The 18,418-nt window shown below is 61.7% G+C and carries 24 protein-coding genes; all 24 read left to right on the top strand.

Translation table 11 applies throughout. The features are described from left to right. Positions 1 to 133 precede the first annotated feature (133 nt). The 24 genes from ruvC to clpX all read left to right on the top strand — a co-directional run bounded on the left by ruvC (position 134) and on the right by clpX (position 18,378). Positions 134 to 655 carry a crossover junction endodeoxyribonuclease RuvC gene (gene ruvC / locus NE584_RS04155; protein ID WP_050624878.1) on the top strand — a complete coding sequence of 174 codons (522 nt, stop codon included), beginning with the start codon at positions 134 to 136 and terminating at the stop codon, positions 653 to 655. 60 nt (positions 656 to 715) lie between these two features. Beyond that, on the top strand, positions 716 to 1,168 hold the full coding sequence (locus NE584_RS04150) for a hypothetical protein (RefSeq protein WP_133248312.1): 453 nt from the start codon (positions 716 to 718) through the stop codon (positions 1,166 to 1,168). A 74-nt stretch (positions 1,169 to 1,242) separates the two neighbouring features. Continuing rightward, positions 1,243 to 1,851: a Holliday junction branch migration protein RuvA gene (gene ruvA, locus NE584_RS04145; protein WP_050624876.1), complete on the top strand. Its 609-nt coding sequence runs from the start codon at positions 1,243 to 1,245 to the stop codon at positions 1,849 to 1,851. A 24-nt stretch (positions 1,852 to 1,875) separates the two neighbouring features. Further along, positions 1,876 to 2,235: a DUF6054 family protein gene (locus tag NE584_RS04140; protein WP_050624875.1), complete on the top strand. Its 360-nt coding sequence runs from the start codon at positions 1,876 to 1,878 to the stop codon at positions 2,233 to 2,235. Between the two features lie 176 nt (positions 2,236 to 2,411). Continuing rightward, complete coding sequence (locus NE584_RS04135; RefSeq protein ID WP_256181893.1) at positions 2,412 to 2,783, top strand: DUF6054 family protein; 372 nt, start codon at positions 2,412 to 2,414, stop codon at positions 2,781 to 2,783. 22 nt (positions 2,784 to 2,805) lie between these two features. Then, complete coding sequence (locus NE584_RS04130; RefSeq protein ID WP_050624873.1) at positions 2,806 to 3,162, top strand: DUF6054 family protein; 357 nt, start codon at positions 2,806 to 2,808, stop codon at positions 3,160 to 3,162. A gap of 207 nt (positions 3,163 to 3,369) precedes the next feature. Continuing rightward, positions 3,370 to 4,443 (top strand): Holliday junction branch migration DNA helicase RuvB, encoded by a 1,074-nt coding sequence (ruvB, locus tag NE584_RS04125; protein WP_108981191.1) that lies wholly within the window; start codon positions 3,370 to 3,372, stop codon positions 4,441 to 4,443. A gap of 20 nt (positions 4,444 to 4,463) precedes the next feature. Beyond that, entirely contained in the window at positions 4,464 to 4,841 is a 378-nt protein-coding gene (locus NE584_RS04120) for an SdpI family protein (protein ID WP_256181890.1), read from the top strand. A 6-nt stretch (positions 4,842 to 4,847) separates the two neighbouring features. Then, on the top strand, positions 4,848 to 6,206 hold the full coding sequence (glmM, locus tag NE584_RS04115; protein ID WP_108981192.1) for a phosphoglucosamine mutase: 1,359 nt from the start codon (positions 4,848 to 4,850) through the stop codon (positions 6,204 to 6,206). A 132-nt stretch (positions 6,207 to 6,338) separates the two neighbouring features. Beyond that, positions 6,339 to 6,959 carry a sigma-70 family RNA polymerase sigma factor gene (locus NE584_RS04110; protein ID WP_108981193.1) on the top strand — a complete coding sequence of 207 codons (621 nt, stop codon included), beginning with the start codon at positions 6,339 to 6,341 and terminating at the stop codon, positions 6,957 to 6,959. 57 nt (positions 6,960 to 7,016) lie between these two features. Further along, positions 7,017 to 7,298: a zinc-ribbon domain containing protein gene (locus NE584_RS04105; RefSeq protein ID WP_008980609.1), complete on the top strand. Its 282-nt coding sequence runs from the start codon at positions 7,017 to 7,019 to the stop codon at positions 7,296 to 7,298. A gap of 235 nt (positions 7,299 to 7,533) precedes the next feature. After that, entirely contained in the window at positions 7,534 to 7,737 is a 204-nt protein-coding gene (locus NE584_RS04100; protein WP_050624869.1) for a DUF1858 domain-containing protein, read from the top strand. A gap of 72 nt (positions 7,738 to 7,809) precedes the next feature. Further along, on the top strand, positions 7,810 to 8,406 hold the full coding sequence (locus NE584_RS04095; RefSeq protein ID WP_050624868.1) for a flavodoxin family protein: 597 nt from the start codon (positions 7,810 to 7,812) through the stop codon (positions 8,404 to 8,406). Positions 8,407 to 8,408: 2 nt separating this feature from the next. Beyond that, a complete protein-coding gene (locus tag NE584_RS04090) occupies positions 8,409 to 9,125 on the top strand; it encodes a class I SAM-dependent methyltransferase (RefSeq protein WP_256181970.1) in 717 nt (238 codons plus the stop codon). After that, the gene (locus NE584_RS04085) at positions 9,110 to 9,910 is read left to right on the top strand and encodes a Nif3-like dinuclear metal center hexameric protein (protein WP_256181883.1); all 801 of its coding nucleotides are present in this window, start codon (positions 9,110 to 9,112) and stop codon (positions 9,908 to 9,910) included. The genes NE584_RS04090 and NE584_RS04085 overlap by 16 nt, the downstream gene beginning before the upstream one ends. A gap of 150 nt (positions 9,911 to 10,060) precedes the next feature. Continuing rightward, the gene (gene rplS, locus NE584_RS04080; protein ID WP_050624865.1) at positions 10,061 to 10,402 is read left to right on the top strand and encodes a 50S ribosomal protein L19; all 342 of its coding nucleotides are present in this window, start codon (positions 10,061 to 10,063) and stop codon (positions 10,400 to 10,402) included. A gap of 103 nt (positions 10,403 to 10,505) precedes the next feature. Then, entirely contained in the window at positions 10,506 to 11,390 is an 885-nt protein-coding gene (ylqF, locus tag NE584_RS04075; protein ID WP_050624864.1) for a ribosome biogenesis GTPase YlqF, read from the top strand. A 26-nt stretch (positions 11,391 to 11,416) separates the two neighbouring features. After that, on the top strand, positions 11,417 to 12,022 hold the full coding sequence (locus NE584_RS04070) for a ribonuclease HII (RefSeq protein ID WP_050625490.1): 606 nt from the start codon (positions 11,417 to 11,419) through the stop codon (positions 12,020 to 12,022). After that, entirely contained in the window at positions 12,019 to 12,387 is a 369-nt protein-coding gene (locus NE584_RS04065) for a YraN family protein (protein WP_050624863.1), read from the top strand. The genes NE584_RS04070 and NE584_RS04065 overlap by 4 nt, the downstream gene beginning before the upstream one ends. A gap of 202 nt (positions 12,388 to 12,589) precedes the next feature. Continuing rightward, positions 12,590 to 14,074 carry a threonine synthase gene (gene thrC, locus NE584_RS04060; protein WP_256181882.1) on the top strand — a complete coding sequence of 495 codons (1,485 nt, stop codon included), beginning with the start codon at positions 12,590 to 12,592 and terminating at the stop codon, positions 14,072 to 14,074. A 3-nt stretch (positions 14,075 to 14,077) separates the two neighbouring features. Beyond that, a complete protein-coding gene (locus tag NE584_RS04055; protein WP_108981197.1) occupies positions 14,078 to 14,764 on the top strand; it encodes a metallophosphoesterase in 687 nt (228 codons plus the stop codon). A gap of 121 nt (positions 14,765 to 14,885) precedes the next feature. Continuing rightward, the gene (gene tig / locus NE584_RS04050) at positions 14,886 to 16,316 is read left to right on the top strand and encodes a trigger factor (protein WP_050624860.1); all 1,431 of its coding nucleotides are present in this window, start codon (positions 14,886 to 14,888) and stop codon (positions 16,314 to 16,316) included. A gap of 88 nt (positions 16,317 to 16,404) precedes the next feature. Next, positions 16,405 to 16,986, top strand: coding sequence for an ATP-dependent Clp endopeptidase proteolytic subunit ClpP (gene clpP, locus NE584_RS04045; RefSeq protein WP_050624859.1), 582 nt, complete (start codon positions 16,405 to 16,407; stop codon positions 16,984 to 16,986). A gap of 75 nt (positions 16,987 to 17,061) precedes the next feature. Next, positions 17,062 to 18,378, top strand: coding sequence for an ATP-dependent Clp protease ATP-binding subunit ClpX (gene clpX, locus NE584_RS04040; protein WP_050624858.1), 1,317 nt, complete (start codon positions 17,062 to 17,064; stop codon positions 18,376 to 18,378). Positions 18,379 to 18,418 lie beyond the last annotated feature (40 nt).

The raw sequence follows: 18,418 nt of genomic DNA, 5'->3' as shown, positions 1-18,418 counted from the left end.
CCTCTTCCCATGCCTCCCGACAGCCGCCCAGTGTGCCGCGGTATCGAAAGAGAGAGGGAAAGTGAAAACAGTCTTTCCATTTGGAGAAAAACATGATACACTTACTTCGTATGTATGGAAGCGGGAGGGGCCCATGATCGTTTTAGGCATCGACCCGGGCGTGGCCACCATCGGATTCGGGGTGGTGCGTGCGGAGCGTCAGAAAAACACGCTGGTCCAATACGGCGTCATCACCACCCCGCCGGGCATCCCCCTGTCCAGCCGCCTGCTCCAGATCTCTGACGACATGGAAGAGCTCATTCGCACCTTCCACCCGGACGAGATGGCGGTGGAGGAGCTGTTCTTCACCAAAAACATCACCACCGGCATCGCGGTGGCCCACGGCCGGGGGGTCATCCTCCTCTCGGCGGAGCGGCTGGGGGTCCCCGTCTTTGAGTACACCCCCATGCAGGTGAAGCAGGCTGTGGCGGGCTACGGCGGGGCGGACAAGCGGCAGGTCATGCTGATGACCCAGCGCCTGCTGAACATGAAGCAGGTTCCCCGGCCCGACGACGCCGCCGATGCCCTGGCCCTGGCCATCTGCCACGGCCGTGCCGCCACCAGCCTCCTGAACACCGAACGGGTCTTTGACCCCATGAAATACGACACACGATGAAAGAACAGCGGATCAGGAGATAGGACCAGGGGGACTTGACTCCCGGAAAGGATGGGACCCATGCCTGTCATCGTAAAGCAGCCCGCCCCAGACCTGCCCTACAGCCTCCACGACGCCTATATTCTGGAGGTGCGGCTGGAGGGGGATACCCTGCGGCTGGTCACCCAGTACGGCTATGTGGAGACAACAGAGCCCTTCGACCAGGTGCAGGGGGATGTGGAGATCACTGGGGTAGACTGGGACAGCTCCCACGCCTATGTAATGGAGTACCGCGGCGTCCTCTGCGGAAACCGAGGGCCCTTTACCGGCCGGAAAATGGCGGTGGAGGATTTTTTGAAGACATACCCTCAGGGGACGCTGGACATTATGGACGAGACCTACGGGTACCGCCAGGTGAAGCTGGACGGCTTTCTCAACCTGACCGGCCGCTGCCTGGAGTTTCGGCTGGAGCTCTATTATAGCGGAGAATTCCGATACCTACTCAAGGAGCCGGCGCCTGGAGCGGCTGTCTGAACTGTGTCCGGCGGAGCTGGATACCGCATCCATATCTCATAACTCCTATCTGATCTAATGTGAGGTCCTATCTTATGTTTTATTATCTCAGTGGAACCGTGACCCATATCGAGCCCTATCTGGCTGTCATCGACTGCGGCGGAGTGGGCTATGCCTGCCGCACCACCAGCTATACCCTGTCCGCCCTGAAGAAGGGGGATAAGGGAAAACTCTTTACACATCTCAACGTGCGGGAGGATGCCATGGAGCTCTACGGCTTCGCCACCCAGGAGGAGCTGAACCTGTTCCAGCAGCTCATTTCTGTCTCCGGCGTGGGCCCCAAGGCCGCCCTGTCCATCCTGTCGGCCAGCACCCCGGCCAACCTTGCTCTGTCTATCATTACCGGGGATGAGAAGGCCCTCACCTGCGCCCAGGGCATCGGCAAGAAGATCGCCCAGCGGGTCATCCTGGAGCTGAAAGACAAGCTGGCCAAGGGCCAGACCATCAACGGGGCGGGGGAGACCTATGGAGGCACCGGGGTCACCGTCATCCCGGAGAACAAGCTGTCTGAGGCCTCCGCCGCCTTGGCGGTGCTGGGTTACTCCCAGGGGGAGATCAACCTGGCGCTCAAGGGGATCGACTTGGACGCCCTTACCCTGGAAGAGGTCATTAAGCAGGCGCTGAAGAAGATGATGAAGGGGTAAAGTTCCGACTGGAGGTGCAGGGAAATGGCCAAGTTTGAATGTGTGTTTCCAAGCGGCTATTCCTTTAACGATATCCTGCAGTATTTCCATACCCATCTCACCAAAAACCACGGGGAATGCACGGGGAGCAGCGACTATTCCTCTGAACGTGCCCGGGTTGCCGTCCGGGTGTATGAGCGATACAGTCTGATGGGGGACAACTATCTAAGCCTGACGCTCACCCTGGTCAATGACGGCGGGGATACCTTCGCATCCGCTATCTCCGCCGCCGGGCGTGGGGGCGGTCTGGGGATCTCCATTCACTGGGGTGAGGACAAATTTTTGGAGATTTTTTCCGACGGCGCAAACATGTTCCAGGGGATGAGGGTCCTGGAGAAAGGCTGAAGGGTGCCGGGACGCGGCGGCCAAATATGAAAAACACTTCCGCGGCGATTTTAGACAGGTTTTGACCCTGATCGACCGGGCAGTGATGGACGGCGGCTCCTCTGCCGCGCTGGAGACCGCAGTGGCATGAGCTGCGGCGAGGCCCGCCCCGTGGGCGGCCGGGACAGGAGGGGACGATGAAGAAGCTGGAGCGGAACATACCGGGGGTCTACGACTTTGATGAGGTGCTGGACTATCTGCACCGGGGGATCATGGACATGCGGACCAATGTGGTGTGGAACCTGATCCAAATGCAGGATACGGTGACCCTGGCGGGCCAGTGGGACGGCCGGCGGGATGGCGTCCGCTGCGCCTTCCGGGTGTATGAGAAATATATTTATACTCATTCAAGAGGTTACCGCCTTACCCTGACCATGATGCTGGCGGGCCGGGACGGCAGGCTGTTTTTGTCCGTTGTCCCGGGCGCGTCCCACCAGTATGCTGATATAGCCGGAGTGGATGAGACGATGGACTGGATCAGGACACTGGCGGACCAGCTCACCGGCTGAGTCCGCCGAAGGAGGGGACACGATGGCAACGCTGGAGCGTGAGTTTTCCGCCCGCTGGGGCGTGGACGAGGTCTTCCGTTATTTCCGGGACGGGATCCTGGCGGGGAGCCAGTCTGTTACCGACGGGGGAGGGAGTGTCTATGAGACAGAGGGGGCGCGCTTTATTGTCCGGGTGTTTGAGCGGTTCAGCCTGACAGACCGGGATCTGGTCTCGCTGAGCCTGCTGCTGGCCGACCTGGGGGACGGCAGGATTCGGCTCACAGGGATCACCGCCGGCTGCGGCAGGCTGGAGAAGCTATGGACCTATGGCGAGGAGGCCTTTTTGAAGAAGCTGACGAAGCTGGCAGACGGGTTCGATGCCGCCCACCCACAACAGTAGGGGAGAGGGCGCCCTCTGCTGGCGGCCGCTGGCACCTTGCTAGAGGTCATCAGCGCCGAGCCGCCTAAGATCTTTTTCGACGGCTTCGGCATGGAGCTCCCGGAGGGGGCCTATCGGGAATATCCCAAATGCGACCTGCTGTACGACCTGCCCTGACCGGTGGGGCGCGTGCGGCCGGGATCGGACCAATGAACAGGAAGTGGACCTATGGCCATTGATTTTTCCAACACAGAATTTGAAGCGGAGGGGCTGGAGGAGCCCCTGGTGACCACCTCCCTCACCCGGGAGGACGAGGGAGAGTACTCCCTGCGGCCCAAGACCCTGCGGGAGTACATCGGCCAGGAGAAGGCCAAGGGCAACCTGGAGGTGTTCATTCAGGCGGCCAAGATGCGCCATGAGCCCCTGGACCATGTGCTGCTCCACGGCCCCCCTGGACTGGGCAAGACTACCCTCAGCGGCATCATCGCCAATGAGATGGGGGTGAACGTGCGCATCACCTCCGGCCCAGCCATCGAGAAGGCGGGGGACCTGGCCGCCCTGCTTACCAACCTGAACGAGAACGACATCCTGTTCGTGGACGAGATCCACCGCCTGAACCGGGCGGTGGAGGAGGTGCTCTACCCTGCCATGGAGGACTACGCCATCGACATCATCATCGGCAAGGGGCCCTCAGCCAACTCCATCCGCCTGGACCTGCCCAGGTTCACCCTCATCGGGGCCACTACCCGGGCCGGACAGCTGTCCGCCCCCCTGCGGGACCGATTCGGTGTGACGCTGCGGCTGGAGCTTTACAGTCCGGAGGAGCTGGCCCTGATCGTCACCCGTTCCGCCGGCATCCTGGAGGTGCCCATCGAGCCGGAGGGAGCCATGGAGATCGCACGCCGCTCCCGGGGGACGCCCCGCATCGCCAACCGGATGCTCCGCCGGGTGCGGGACTTCGCCCAGGTGCGGGCTGGGGGCGTCATCACCCGGAACGTGGCAGACCAGGCCCTTACCGCCCTGGAGATCGACCATCTGGGGCTGGACGCCATCGATCACCGGATGCTTCGCAGCATTATGGAAAACTACCGGGGCGGCCCGGTGGGGCTGGAGACCCTGGCCGCCACCATCAACGAGGAGGCGGTCACCCTGGAGGACGTGTATGAGCCCTACCTGATGCAGCTGGGCTTCCTCACCAGGACCCCCCGGGGCCGCTGCGTCACTCCCAAGGCCTATCAGCACCTGGGGCTGCCGATGCCCGGGGGCGCGGGCGGCGGCGGACTGGACCAGCTGAGCTTCTAAATCGGAAAGGGGAGAGGACCATGGGCTTTTGGCTTTTCTGCACCGCCTCGTCCCTGCTGATCCCGCTGGTGATGCTGCTTTTTGGCCGGCGTTTTTTGACAAGGCCGCCCAAGAGCATCAACTCCCTCTACGGTTACCGCACCGCACGATCTATGAAAAATCAGCAGACCTGGGACTTTGCCCACCGGGTGTGCGGGAAGCTCTGGTCTCGGGCGGGGGCTGTCATGCTTCCTCTGAGCCTGCTGGCTATGCTGCCTGCCCTGGGGCGGGGCACAGAGGAGACCGGGATGTGGTGTATTCCGGTGACAGGGGTGCAGCTGGCAGTGCTTGTGGGCAGCATGTTCCCTGTGGAGCGGGCATTGAAGGAAAACTTTGATCAATTCGGAAGAAAGAGGTAATCATATATGGGTAAACTATTCGGAACTGACGGCATCCGGGGCGTGGTCAACGCCGGTCTGGACGCGGACCTGGCCTATAAGGTGGGCCTGGCGGCGGCGGAGGTGCTGGCCAAGGGCAAGCAGCCGGGGGAGAAGCCCCTGGTCACCATCGGCAAGGATACCCGCATCTCCGGCGACCTGCTGAAGGGCTCCCTCATCGCGGGGCTGTGCACCGCGGGGGCCGACGTGCTGGACCTGGGCACCCTGCCCACCCCCGGCGTGGCCTGGGTGACGGTAGACGAGGGGGCGGATGCGGGCATCGTCATCTCCGCCAGTCACAACCCCTTCGAGCACAATGGCATCAAGATCTTCAACGGCCAGGGCTTCAAGCTGTCCGACGAGCTGGAGGAGAAGATCGAGGAGATCGTCCTCTTCGGCCACAACGACGTGCCCCGAAAGACCCACGGGGAGATCGGCAAAGTGAGTTATGTGGCCCCCAAAGCGTCAGAGGACTACATCGACCACCTGGAGTCCACCATCGACTCCACCCTGGGCGGCCTGCGCATCCTGGTGGACTGTGCCAATGGTGCCGCATCCGCCACCGCCGCCCGCCTGTTCGACCGCTTCTCCAAGCTGCGCACCGACGTCATCAACGCCGACCCGGACGGGGTCAACATCAACGAAAAGTGCGGTTCCACCCACATGGACGCCTTGGCCGCCATGGTAAGGGCTGGGGGCTATGACATCGGTATCGCCTTTGACGGCGACGCAGACCGCTGCCTGGCAGTGGATGAGCGGGGGGAGCTGATCGACGGCGACCAGATCATGGCGGCATGCGGTCTGGACATGAAGCGGAAGGGGAAGCTGCCAGGAAACGCGGTGGTGGCCACCGTCATGTCCAATCTGGGGCTGCATCTGTTCGCCAAAGAGCACGGGATGGACCTGGAGTGCACCTCCGTGGGCGACCGCAACGTGCTGGAGCGTATGCTGGAGAAGGGCTATGCCATTGGAGGAGAGCAGTCGGGACACATGATCTTCCTAGAGCACGCCACCACCGGAGACGGGCAGCTCACCGCCCTCCAGGTGCTCGCTCTGCTGAAGGAGAGCGGGAAACGGGCCTCTGAGGTGTTCGGGATCTGCCAGCGGTATCCCCAGGTGCTCATCAACATCCCGGTCGCCGACAACGACAGGAAAAAGGCCGTTATGGCCAGCCAGGCCCTGGCCGATGCCGTGGCTGCGGAGGAGGAGAAGCTGGCCGGCGAGGGCCGGGTGCTGGTGCGCCCCTCGGGCACTGAGGCCCTGATGCGGGTCATGGTGGAGGCCAGGGATCAGGATACGGCCCAGGCGGCGGCGCAGCGGCTGGCGGACCAGATCGCCGCCCTGTGACAGAAAACTGGAAGGTGTGGAAGTTCGTGACAAGGGGCAGTTTTCCTGCTCTGTGAGACTTTCACAAATCGATTCAAAATTTTTCTTGACAAATCCGTCGGTTTTGTTTATTATGTATAGGAGCCATAGTATATGGATTTGGTGCAGTCCCAAACACAGTCTTACTCGGATGAATCGCTCTGCCGTCTGGCCGCCTCCGGCGACCCGCTGGCAGAGACCGAGCTGGTCGGCCGCTATACACGTCTGGTGCGAGTGTGTGCCCGCCCGCTTTTTCTGGCAGGCGGCGACAGCGAGGATCTGATCCAGGAGGGGATGCTGGGACTGCTGGCCGCCATCCGCGGCTTCCAGAGCGGCAAGGAGACCTCCTTCCGCACCTATGCGGAGATTTGTGTCCGCAGCAGGCTCTATGCCGCCGTCCGGGCGGCGCAGCGGGATAAACACTTTCCCCTGAACCATAGCGTCTCATTCGAAACCCCTCTTTTTGACGGAACCAGCGCACACCTGTTCTCCAGCGAAGAGAGCCCGGAAGATGTTGTCATCGGCAGGGAAGAACTGAGAGAGCGCCTAGACGCTCTGAAGGGACAATTATCCGGTTTCGAGGCAGAAATCCTATCCTACTATCTGGGCGGTCTCTCCTGCGCCGAGATCGCCAGCCAGGTCGGGCGCTCCACTAAGTCAGTGGACAACGCCGTTCAGCGGATCAGGCGAAAGGTGGCGCGGCAACTTTCTTCCGGCGATCTCAGCAAGAGCTGATCGCAAATATTACACCACCCATGAAAAATGGGGAACGAGTCAAAGAGAGGGAAAACCATGTACGAAGACAAGATCCTGGTATGCAAAGAGTGCGGCAATGAGTTCACCTTTACCGCCGGTGAGCAGGAGTTCTACGCGGAGCGCGGCTTCCAGAACGAGCCCCAGCGCTGCAAGGCCTGCCGTGACGCCCGCAAGAACGCGGCCCGTGGCCCCCGTGAGTACTTCACTGCCACCTGCGCTGCCTGCGGCGGCGAGGCTCGGGTCCCCTTTGAGCCCAAGTCTGACCGTCCTGTTTACTGCAGCGAGTGCTTCGCCAAGATGCGCGAGCAGCAGGGCTGATTTCATCCAGGAAAAAAGGGTGCCCACTGGGCACCCTTTTTCTCTTTTCCACCCTTTCTCAGATGTTGAGGAGCGGGAAGGAGGTCCCGGGGCTGAGAAGATAGGGGGGGCCGTCCTCTTTCTCAGGGAAAGAGAGCACATCTGGAGAAAGCAGAAAACATAAAATTCTCCATTGCAAAAATCCTGTCGATAGGATATACTATTCTTATTCCAAAGAAAACGGAGGAATTCTGCTATGACCATCACCAAGGACACCATCATCGGTGATATCCTCAACATTGCGCCTCAGACCGCCCCCCTCTTCATGGGGATCGGCATGCACTGCCTGGGCTGCCCTGCCTCCCGCGGGGAGACCGTGGAGCAGGCCTGCATGGTCCACGGGGTGGACGTGGATGATCTGCTCCAGCAGGTCAACGCCATGATCGCCGCCGAAAACTGAGCTGCTGAAAAAGCGGGGCGGAGCAATCCGCCCCGCTTTTTTATTCATTAAACAACAGGGGAGGAAACAGCGTTGAAATATACGGTTTTGATGGGGAGCCCCCGGAAGAACGGCAATACCGCCGCTCTGCTGCGGGCATTTATGGAGGAGAACCGGGACATGGGGATCGAGCAGGATATGATCTGGCTCTATGACCGGACCATTTTGCCCTGCCTGTCCTGCAAGCAGTGCCAGAGCACGCCCTGGGGGACCTTTGGCTGCCCCCAGGAGGACGACATGCAGGCCATCTTTGATTCCGTCCAGACCAGTGAAGTACTTATCCTTGCAAGCCCTATCTATTCCTGGTACTGCACTCCGCCTATGAAGGCGGTGATGGACCGGCTGATCTATGCACCCAACAAGTATTATGGGCCGGAGGGCCGTCAGCCCGCCCTTTGGAAGCTGAAGCAGGTGGCTGCTATCGCCAGCTGCGGCTATCACCCCGACCGGGGCGCGGACCTGTGGGACGAGGGGCTGAAGCGCTGGTGCAAGCACGGGGAGATGGACTATCTCGGCATGCTGTGCCGCCGGGACTTCGGGCCCCAGGAGCCCTTTATGAATGAAGAGCGGGATGAGGCAGCCCGGGACTTTGCCCACGCCCTTTACCTGACGGTCAGCCTGTCCCTGTGACTATGGAGAAGCGGGCGGAGCTGAGCCCCCGGCTCCAGGGGGTGGCGGAGATGATCCCGGAGGGGGCCCGGCTGGCTGATGTGGGGACGGATCACGCCTATCTTCCGGCATGGCTGCTCCAGAACGGACGCATCCCCAGCGCCATCGCCTCAGATGTGCGGGAGGGGCCCCTCTCCAGGGCCCGGGCTACCGCCCGGGCCTGCGGCTGCTTTGAGCGGATGTCCTTCCGCCTGTGCGACGGCCTCTCTGGGATCGCTCCGGAGGAGGTGGACGCTCTGGTCATCGCCGGGATGGGTGGGGAGACTATCGCTAATATCTTGGAAGCGGCGCCATGGGTAAAGGAAAAAGACTTTCCAATTATTCTCCAGCCCATGAGCACTCAGGCGGAGCTGCGGGGCTGGCTGTGGCGCAATGGATTTCTATGCCTACGGGAGAAAACAGTTTTCGAAGGGGAAACCCTTTACAGCATAATTTTGGCGAGACAGGGAGGCGCGGTCCCCATGACGCCCGCCGAGGAGTGGGCGGGGCGCCAGTACCCGGGGATGGAGGACCCGCTCCGGGGCCTGCTGCTGGACCACTTGCTGGGGCGGGTGAGGCGCGCCCTGGATGGGATGGCCCGCTCCCGGGCGCCGGCGGAGGCGCGCCGCAGGGAGCTGGAGCAGGTCCTGGAGGGCCTGATGGAGATGCGGAAGGAGTGGGATGCATGGCAGCAGCGATAATAGACGTCTACCGGGCTCTGGACCAGTGGGCCCCCTTCGACACCCAGATGGACTTTGACAATGCGGGCTTCCTGGTGGGCCGGGGAGAGCGGGAGGTCCGGAGGGTCCTGGTGTCTCTGGACATCACGGAGGCGGTGGCGGCGGAGGCCGGCCGCTGGGGGGCGGAGCTGATCGTCTCCCACCACCCGGTGATTTTTCATCCGGTGAAGGCCCTCACCGACCAGACCAGCACCGGGCGGACCCTGCTCCTGCTGGCGGAACAGGGTATCGGGGCGGTGTGTGCCCACACCAATCTGGACGCTGCCCAGGGGGGCGTCAATGACTGTCTGGCCCGGGCCCTGGAGCTGGACGGTGTGGAACTGCTCTGCCGGGACGGGACTGACGGACAGGGGCGGCCCTACGGCATCGGCCGGGTTGGGACGGCCCCTCAGGCCGGCTGTTCCGCCGCTGAATTTGCCGCCTTTATCAAGGAAAAGCTCTCCGCCTGCAGCGTCCGTTTCGTGGAGACGGGCCGGCCGGTGCGCCGGGTGGCGGTGGGGGGCGGCGCCTGCGCCTCCATGCTCTCCGACGCCCTGGCGGCGGGGTGTGACACTTTCGTCACTGCCGACGTGAAGTACGACCAATACCTGGAAGCAAAGGCCCTGGGCATCAATCTGATGGACGCGGGCCATTTTGCCACAGAGGATGTAGTGTGCCCAGCGCTGGTGCAGTTCCTCTCCCGGCACTTCCCGAAGGTGGAGGTCCGGCGGACGGAGACCCACCGGGAGGCTTATGATTCGGTGTGAGAAAGGCGAAAAACAGGGAAATTCTACTTGCATTTTGAAAAATGCTGTGGTATAATCCTTTGGTCTGATAACGGGCGGTCCTCTGCGGCGCCCCAGCGACAGCGGGGCAGACGGCCGGCAAGAACGCCTATATAAACAGGAGGAATCATTATGGATCTCATGCAGGCTTTTACTCAGAAGCACCTGAAGGCTGAGCCCCCCGTCGTAGAGGTGGGCGACACCGTGCGGGTGCACATCAAGGTCAAGGAAGGCAACCGCGAGCGTATCCAGGTCTTTGAGGGCACCGTCATCGCCAAGAAGCACGGCGGTCTGGAGGAGACCTTCACCGTCCGCCGCGTGTCCTACGGCGTCGGTGTGGAGAAGGTGTTCCCCGTCCACGCTCCCTCCATTGAGAAGATCGAGACCGTCCGCCACGGTAAGGTCCGCCGCGCCAAGCTGTACTACCTGCGCGACCGCGTGGGCAAGTCCGCCAAGATCAAGGAAGCCCTGTAATCCAACATAAAAAGGGAGCGGTACTGGTACCGCTCCCTTTTTATACCATGGCGGCGGGGAGAGCGGAGCACGCCCTCCGCCGTAGGGAAGGAGAAGACGAGAGTTGAATATTCAGTGGTATCCGGGACATATGACCAAGACCAGACGGCAGATCGAGGCGGACCTGAAGCATGTGGACATCGTGGCGGAGATCATCGACGCCCGCATCCCCATCTCCAGCCGGAACCCGGACATCGATGCCATCTGCGCCGATAAGCCCCGGCTGATCGTGCTGAACCGGGCAGATCAGGCCGACCCAGCCCAGAACCGGGCCTGGGGCGAGTATTTCCGGAAAAAGGGATATGCGGTGCTGGAGACTGATGCCAAGACCGGCCGGGGTGTAAACCAGTTCTCCTCTGTGACCCAGGAAGTGCTGAAGGAGCAGATCTCAAAATGGCGGGAGAAGGGCCAGGTAGGCCGTCCGGTGCGGGCCATGGTGGTGGGAGTCCCCAACGTGGGAAAGTCCACCTTTATCAATAAGGTGGCCCGGAAGAAGTCGGCTAAGGCGGGGGACCGCCCCGGCGTTACCCGGGGCAAGCAGTGGGTCAACGTGGACAGTGCCCTGGATCTGCTGGACACACCGGGCATCCTGTGGCCGAAATTTGAGGACCCGCACACTGGCATGGTACTTGCCTTTACAGGCGCTGTCAAAGACGAAATCATGGATGTGGAGACCCTGGGCTGTCATCTAATGGCCTATCTTGGTGAGCACTATCCCCAGGTCCTGACCCAGAGTTACAAGCTGCCGGAAGTTCCTGCCCGCCAGGAGGAGGAAAACGACATCGCCTACGGCTACCGGCTGCTGGAGGCCGGCGCGGCAAAGCGGGGGATGCGCATCTCCGGCGGCGAGTTGGACACGGAGCGGATGGCTCGGGTCCTGCTGGATGAATACAGGGCCGGGAAGCTGGGACGCTTTACACTAGAGACACCAGAAGGAACGTCTATATGAGCAGCCTGGAGAAAAGGAAGGAAGGCATGGGACCGGGAGAGTATGAACAGAAAGCAGTGGAGGCCGGCTTTGTCCGGGTCTGCGGCTGTGACGAGGCGGGGGCCGGACCTCTGGCCGGACCGGTGTACGCCGCGGCGGTGATCCTGGCCCAGGGCGCGGACATCCCCGGCCTGAATGACTCCAAGAAGCTGACAGAAAAAAAACGGGAGGCGCTCTTTCCACTCATCCAACAGAGTGCGCTGGCCTGGTCGGTAGCCCGGGTGGAGGCTGAGGAGATCGACCGGACCGATATCCTCAGCGCGCGGATCAGGGCCATGCAGCTGGCCATAGAAGGGCTCTCCCTCCGCCCGGATTTTGCCCTGATCGACGGAAACCGGGACCACGGGCGCTCTGCCGCCATTACCGTTCCCCACTGGTGCGTGGTGAAAGGGGACAGCATCTCGCCCTCCATCGCCGCCGCCTCCATTCTGGCCAAGGTGAGCCGGGACCGCTTCATGCTGGAGATGGCGGAGCGCTATCCACAATACGGGTTCGAGCGGCACAAGGGGTACGGGACCCGACTGCACTATGAGATGCTGCGCCGGTACGGCCCCAGCCCCATCCACCGCCGCACCTTTTTAAAAGACCTGTGAGCGGGGGAGAGAGCAGGCTGCTGGGCCGGTGGGGAGAGGCTCTGGCGGCGGAGGAGCTGCGCCGGCGCGGGTGCCGCCTGGTGGAGGCCGGCTGGCGCTGCCGGTTTGGCGAGGTGGACCTGATCGCGGAGGAGGGGCCTTTCCTCTGCTTTGTGGAGGTCAAGCTGCGGAAGGACGGACGGGTGGCCCAGGCGCGGGAGTTCGTGGACCGGAGGAAGCAGGAGAAGCTGCGGACCACGGCCCAGCTCTATCTGGCGGAGCATCCCACGCAGCTCCAGCCCAGGTTCGACGTGGTGGAGATCTACGCTCCCCAGGGGCTGGCGACCCGGGCCCCGGAGATCTATGTCATCCCTGACGCTTTTTGACGTCCCCCTGCCCCGATCCGGAAAATGGGCGGGGCCCGGGGGGAGAAAATCGGGGAGAAGGGGAGACTGCCCCTCTTTTTTGCGACAAACGCTTGACCGGAGAGAAAAGAACTGGCATAATAAAGCATTGGATTGAATAGCGGGGCGAGGCGGCCCTGTGGTCTTGATGATCGAGATTTGACTGGATAAAGGACTGAGAGAAATGCAGTACATCAGCACACGAGATAAGAACACCACATATCTGGCATCTCAGGCCATCGCCCAAGGGCTGGCCCCGGACGGCGGCCTGATGACCCCGGCGTATCTGCCCAAGCTCCCGGGCAAGTCCCTGTCTGACCTGAAGGAGATGTCCTATCAGCAGCGGGCGGTCTATATCATGAAGCTGTTTCTGGACGAGTTCTCCGTCAAGGAGCTGACGGAGTTCGCTGCGGCGGCCTACGGGCCGGAAAAATTCGACACTCCCGCCGTGGCCCCGGTCCGCGCCCTGGATGACGGAACCTTCTGCTTGGAGCTGTGGCACGGCCCCACCTGTGCTTTCAAGGACATGGCCCTTCAGATGCTGCCCCATCTGCTCACAGCCTCTCTGGTGAAGACGGAGGAGGAGAAGACGGTGTGCATCCTGGTGGCTACCTCCGGGGACACTGGGAAGGGGGCGCTGGAGGGCTTCCGGGATGTGGACCGCACCCGCATCCTGGTCTTCTACCCCAAGGACGGTGTCTCCGCCATCCAGGAGCTTCAGATGGTCACCCAGGAGGGGAAGAATGTGGGCGTCTGCTCGGTCTTCGGCAACTTTGACGATGCCCAGACCGGAGTCAAGAAGCTCTTTTCCGACGAGGCGCTCCGCCAGGAGCTGGCCCGCCGGGGGTACTTCCTCTCCTCCGCCAACTCCATCAACTGGGGCCGGGTGCTGCCCCAGATCGTTTATTATATCTCCGCCTACTGCGACCTGCTGCGGGACGAGAAGATCCAGCCAGACCAGGCGGTGAACGTCTGCGTCCCCACAGGAAACTTCGGCAACATCCTGGCCGCCTACTACGCCAGGGAGATGGGGGTCCCAATCGACAGGCTGATCTGCGCCTCCAACAGCAACAATGTGCTCACTGACTTCATCCGCACCGGCCGCTATGACCGCAACCGCGCCTTCCACAACACCATCTCTCCCTCCATGGACATCCTGATCTCCAGCAACCTGGAGCGGCTCCTGCTGGCGCTGACCCAGGATGACGAGCAGGTGAAGGACTACATGGCCCAGCTGTCCGCCACCGGGACCTATCAGGTCAGCGACCGGGTGAGGGAGAAGCTGCAGAAGCGGTTCGCTGGCTATTTCTGCGACGACGCGGAGACCAAGGCCGTGATCGGCCGCATCTATCAGAAGTACGACTACCTCATCGACCCCCACACCGCCGTGGCCTTCGACGCCCTGGAGCAGTACCGGAGCGAGACGGGGGACCAGACCCCCTGCATCGTGGTCTCCACCGCCAGTCCCTTCAAGTTCTGCGACAGCGTCCTCAGCGCCCTGGGCGAGGAGGAGAAGCAGAACGGGCTGGAGCTGCTGGACGAGCTGAGCGAAAAGACCGGGATACCCGCCCCCAAGCCGCTGTCATCCCTCCGGGACAAGGAGATCCGCTTCACACAGACCGTGGAAAAGGACCACATGGTGGACGCGGTGCTGGGGATGCTGGAGTAAGCGATGGCCCTGTACGCCATTGGAGATACCCACCTGTCCCTCAGCTCCGACAAGCCCATGGATGTCTTCGGCGGGGGATGGACGGGATATGTGGAGAAGCTGCGGGAGGGACTGTCCGTGCTGGAGCCCGGGGACACCGTGGTGCTCTGCGGGGATCTGTCCTGGGGCATGAGCCTGGAGGAGGCGAGGCGGGACTTTGCTTTCCTCAGTTCCTTCCCAGGGCGGAAGCTGCTTTTGAAGGGGAACCATGACTACTGGTGGACCACCGCAGCCAAAATGGACCGCTTTTTCCAGGAAAATGGGTTTTCTTCCTTTCAACTGCTCCACAACAACAGCCATCTCTATGGAGACATCGCCCTGTGCGGCACCCGGGGCTGGTTCTACGAGGAGGAACGAGGCGGGCACAGTGCCAAGATCTTCAACCGGGAGCTGATCCGGCTGGAGGCATCACTGAAGGCGGCGGGGGAGCGGGAGAAATACTGCTTCCTGCACTATCCGCCCCTGTATCAGGGGTACCGGTGCCAGGAGATCCTGGATCTGCTCCATCGGTACGGCGTGACCCGCTGCTTTTACGGGCACCTCCACGGGGGGAGCCACCGCCTGGCAGCGGTGGGAGAGCAGGACGGCATCCAGTTCCGGCTGGTCTCCGCGGATTATCTGCGGTTTCAACCAGAAAAAATCTGCGATTGAGCGGAAAAATCAAAAATATCTCTGGTCAAACAGAGCCACATCTGTTAGAATATCCAGGCGAAAGTAAAAAGGCGGGCTGTTCCCAACAGGGGACCAGGAGCCTACAGGAGGAAAAGGAAACATGAAGGTCACCAACGTGGAAAAGAAAGAAAAGAGCACCGTGGAGCTGACCATCCAGGTGGAAGCTCAGGAGTTTGAAGACGCCGTTCAGAAGGCTTATCTGAAGAACCGCGCCCATATCAGTGTGCCCGGCTTCCGGAAGGGCAAGGCCCCCCGCAAGATCATTGAGGGGATGTACGGCTCCGGCGTGTTTTATGAGGATGCCATCAATATCGTCTACCCCGGCGCCTATGAGGAAGCTGTGAAGGAGCAGGGCCTGGACGATGTAGGTTACCCCCAGACAGAGGTAGTGGAGGTCGGCAAGGAGGGCTTTACTTTCAAGGCCCTGGTCTCCGTCCGTCCCGAGGTGAAGCTGGGCCAGTACAAGGGCCTCACCGCCCCCAAGGCTGAGCCGGCCGTCACTGACGAGGACATTGAGAACGAGCTCAAGCCCTACATCACCCGCGCCACCCGCCTGGTCAGCGTGGACCGGGAAGCCCAGAACGGGGACACCGCCGTCATCGACTTTGAGGGCTTTGACAACGGCGTGGCCTTCGAAGGCGGTAAGGGAGAAAATTACAGCCTGGAGCTGGGCTCTGGTTCCTTTGTCCCCGGCTTCGAGGAGCAGATCGTGGGATTGAAAGCCGGCGACGAGAAGGAGCTGAACATCACCTTCCCCGAGGACTATGTGCCTGACCTGGCCGGAAAGGCCGTGATCTTCAAGGTGAAGGTCAAGGAGGTCAAGGAGCACCAGGCCCCCGTGGTGGACGACGAGTTTGCCAAGGACGTGTCCGAGTTCGAGACGCTGGAGGAGTTCAAGAAGAGCCTGGGCGACAAGCTGCTGGACAGCAAAACCAAGTCCGCCCAGCAGGAGTATGAGAACGCTGTTATCGAGCAGCTGGTGGGCAACATGGAGGCTGACATCCCCGATGCCATGGTGGAGGTTCAGCTGGACAAGCTGATGGAGGACTTCTCCATGCGCCTGTCCAACCAGGGCATGAAGATGGAGGACTACCTGGCGATGATGGGCGCCACCCCCGAGTCCATGCGCGCCTCTGCCCGCCCCACCGCTCAGCGTCAGGTGGAGGTGGACCTGGCTCTCACCGCTGTGGCCGACGCCGAGAGCATCACCATCTCCGACGAGGAGCTGGAGGAAGAGCTGAAGAAGATCGCCGGGGAGTACAAGCTGGAGCTGGATGAGGTGAAGAGAGCCATCCCCGTGGAGGATATGAAGCGGGATCTGCGCCTGAGAAAGGCCTCTGAGCTGGTGATGGCCGAGGCCAAGGTGGGGGAGGCCCCCAAGAAGGAAGAGGCCGAGGAGAAGCCCAAGAAGACTACCCGCAAGAAGAAGGCTGAGAGCGCCGAGGGCGAGGAGGCCGCCGCCGAGGAGAAGCCCAAGAAGACCACCCGCAAGAAGAAGGCCGAGGAGGCTGAGGAGCCCAAGGCGGAGTAATTTCCAAGGTTTTTGTGTCCGGAGGTATGCGCTCCGGGCGGGCGGGCATACTATTGGTATCACTGCCCAAGTCAAAGGAGATCATTCTATGAGTTTAGTTCCTTATGTAGTCGAGCAGACCAACCGGGGGGAGCGTTCCTACGACATCTTCTCCCGACTGCTCAATGACCGGATCATCATGCTCTCCGAGGAGGTCAACGACACCACCGCCTCTCTGGTGGTGGCCCAGCTGCTGTATCTGGAGGCCCAGGACCCGGACAAGGAGATCCAGTTCTACATCAACAGCCCCGGCGGATCGGTGACAGCCGGCATGGCCATCTATGACACCATGCAGTATATCAAGTGCGACGTGTCCACCATCTGCATCGGACTGGCCGCCTCCATGGGGGCGTTCCTGCTGTCCTCCGGGACCAAGGGCAAGCGGCTGGCCCTGCCCAACGCCGAGATCATGATCCACCAGCCTTCTGCCGGGACCCAGGGGCAGATCACCGACATGGCGATCCACCTGAAGCGGCTGGAAGTGGTCAAGAAGCGGATGAACCGCATCCTGTCGGAGAACACCGGCAAGGCCATCGAGGTGGTCACCGCCGACTGTGAGCGGGACAACTTCATGACCGCCCAGGAGGCCGTGGAGTACGGCCTGATCGACAAGGTCATCGAACACCGTTAAAGGAAACAGGGGAGTGGGAACAGGCTTCTGTTCCCACTCCGATTCCTATCTGAACGCACAACAATGAGGTGCATTATGGCAAGAAACGACGAAAAAAAGTCCATCCGCTGCTCCTTCTGCGGCAAGCATCAGGACCAGGTCCGGCGGCTGATCGCCGGCCCGGGCGCCTATATCTGCAACGAGTGTGTCCAGCTGTGCATGGGCATCCTCAGCGACGATGTGGACCTGCCAGAGGAGGGCTACGCTGGAGAGATCCCTGACGAGATCCCTACGCCCCGGGAGATCCATCAGGTTCTGGACCAGTATATCATCGGCCAGGATCAGGCCAAGGTGGCCCTGTCAGTGGCGGTGTACAACCACTACAAGCGCATCTATTTTGGAGGCGCGGAGGATGTGGAGCTCCAGAAGAGCAACATCCTGCTCATGGGCCCCACCGGCTGCGGCAAGACCCTGTTTGCCCAGACCCTGGCCCGAATCCTGAAGGTGCCCTTCGCCATTGCCGACGCCACCACTCTGACCGAGGCGGGCTATGTGGGCGACGACGTGGAGAACATCCTGCTTCGTCTGGTGCAGGCCGCCGACTACGACGTGGAGCTGGCGGAGCGGGGCATCATCTATATCGACGAGATGGATAAGATCGCCCGGAAGAGCGAGAACACCTCCATTACCCGGGACGTTTCCGGTGAGGGCGTGCAGCAGGCCCTGCTGAAGATCCTGGAGGGCACGGTGGCCAATGTTCCGCCCCAGGGCGGACGGAAGCACCCCCACCAGGAGTTCATCCAGGTGGACACCAAGAACATCCTGTTCATCTGCGGCGGCGCCTTCGACGGCATCGACAAGATCATCGAGAACCGCCTGGATAAGCGCAGCATGGGCTTCGGCGCCCAGCTTCAGAGCAAGAAGGAGCGCAATGTGGGCGAATTCCTGAAGGAGATCCAGCCCCAGGACCTGCTGAAATTCGGCATCATCCCAGAGCTGGTGGGCCGCCTGCCCGTCATCACTACCCTCCAGTCACTGGACCGGGAGCAGATGATTCAGATCCTCACTGAGCCCAAAAACGCCTTGGTGAAGCAGTATCAGAAGCTGCTGGACTATGACGAGGTGGTGCTGGAGTTCAGCCGGGAGGCCCTGGAGGCGGTGGCCGACCGGGCGGTGGCCCGGGGCATCGGAGCCCGGGGCCTGCGGGCTGTGCTGGAGGAGGTCATGACCAAGATCATGTACAGCGTCCCCTCTGACCCCACCATCGTCAAGGTGACAATCACGGCTTCCTGCGTGACGGACGGGGCCGACCCGGAGATCGTCCGGGACCCGGAGCGCCGCCAGCGCCCCCGTCTGGGCAAGGCGTCCCTGCGGGCCGAGCGCGGCGGTGCGGTGGGCACCAACGCCGGCTGAATCCCATTTGAATGACCATTGCTGCAATGTCCCGCGGAAG

Source organism: Clostridium sp. DFI.5.61 (assembly GCF_024462915.1).
GTDB lineage: Bacteria > Bacillota > Clostridia > Oscillospirales > Oscillospiraceae > Lawsonibacter > Lawsonibacter asaccharolyticus.
This window is presented reverse-complemented; position numbering and strand designations above follow the sequence as displayed.

Excerpts from the sequence above, each read along its gene's own strand:
- clpP (WP_050624859.1), top strand. The coding sequence starts at position 16,405 with ATGAGTTTAGTTCCTTATGTAGTCGAGCAGACCAACCGGGGGGAGCGT.
- rplS (WP_050624865.1), top strand. The coding sequence starts at position 10,061 with ATGGATCTCATGCAGGCTTTTACTCAGAAGCACCTGAAGGCTGAGCCC.
- NE584_RS04140 (WP_050624875.1), top strand. The coding sequence starts at position 1,876 with ATGGCCAAGTTTGAATGTGTGTTTCCAAGCGGCTATTCCTTTAACGAT.
- NE584_RS04085 (WP_256181883.1), top strand. The coding sequence starts at position 9,110 with ATGGCAGCAGCGATAATAGACGTCTACCGGGCTCTGGACCAGTGGGCC.
- NE584_RS04055 (WP_108981197.1), top strand. The coding sequence starts at position 14,078 with ATGGCCCTGTACGCCATTGGAGATACCCACCTGTCCCTCAGCTCCGAC.
- NE584_RS04150 (WP_133248312.1), top strand. The coding sequence starts at position 716 with ATGCCTGTCATCGTAAAGCAGCCCGCCCCAGACCTGCCCTACAGCCTC.
- NE584_RS04090 (WP_256181970.1), top strand. The coding sequence starts at position 8,409 with ATGGAGAAGCGGGCGGAGCTGAGCCCCCGGCTCCAGGGGGTGGCGGAG.
- NE584_RS04110 (WP_108981193.1), top strand. The coding sequence starts at position 6,339 with ATGGATTTGGTGCAGTCCCAAACACAGTCTTACTCGGATGAATCGCTC.
- NE584_RS04105 (WP_008980609.1), top strand. The coding sequence starts at position 7,017 with ATGTACGAAGACAAGATCCTGGTATGCAAAGAGTGCGGCAATGAGTTC.
- NE584_RS04135 (WP_256181893.1), top strand. The coding sequence starts at position 2,412 with ATGAAGAAGCTGGAGCGGAACATACCGGGGGTCTACGACTTTGATGAG.
- ruvA (WP_050624876.1), top strand. The coding sequence starts at position 1,243 with ATGTTTTATTATCTCAGTGGAACCGTGACCCATATCGAGCCCTATCTG.
- clpX (WP_050624858.1), top strand. The coding sequence starts at position 17,062 with ATGGCAAGAAACGACGAAAAAAAGTCCATCCGCTGCTCCTTCTGCGGC.
- NE584_RS04130 (WP_050624873.1), top strand. The coding sequence starts at position 2,806 with ATGGCAACGCTGGAGCGTGAGTTTTCCGCCCGCTGGGGCGTGGACGAG.
- NE584_RS04070 (WP_050625490.1), top strand. The coding sequence starts at position 11,417 with ATGGGACCGGGAGAGTATGAACAGAAAGCAGTGGAGGCCGGCTTTGTC.
- glmM (WP_108981192.1), top strand. The coding sequence starts at position 4,848 with ATGGGTAAACTATTCGGAACTGACGGCATCCGGGGCGTGGTCAACGCC.
- NE584_RS04100 (WP_050624869.1), top strand. The coding sequence starts at position 7,534 with ATGACCATCACCAAGGACACCATCATCGGTGATATCCTCAACATTGCG.
- tig (WP_050624860.1), top strand. The coding sequence starts at position 14,886 with ATGAAGGTCACCAACGTGGAAAAGAAAGAAAAGAGCACCGTGGAGCTG.
- NE584_RS04120 (WP_256181890.1), top strand. The coding sequence starts at position 4,464 with ATGGGCTTTTGGCTTTTCTGCACCGCCTCGTCCCTGCTGATCCCGCTG.
- ruvC (WP_050624878.1), top strand. The coding sequence starts at position 134 with ATGATCGTTTTAGGCATCGACCCGGGCGTGGCCACCATCGGATTCGGG.
- thrC (WP_256181882.1), top strand. The coding sequence starts at position 12,590 with ATGCAGTACATCAGCACACGAGATAAGAACACCACATATCTGGCATCT.
- ruvB (WP_108981191.1), top strand. The coding sequence starts at position 3,370 with ATGGCCATTGATTTTTCCAACACAGAATTTGAAGCGGAGGGGCTGGAG.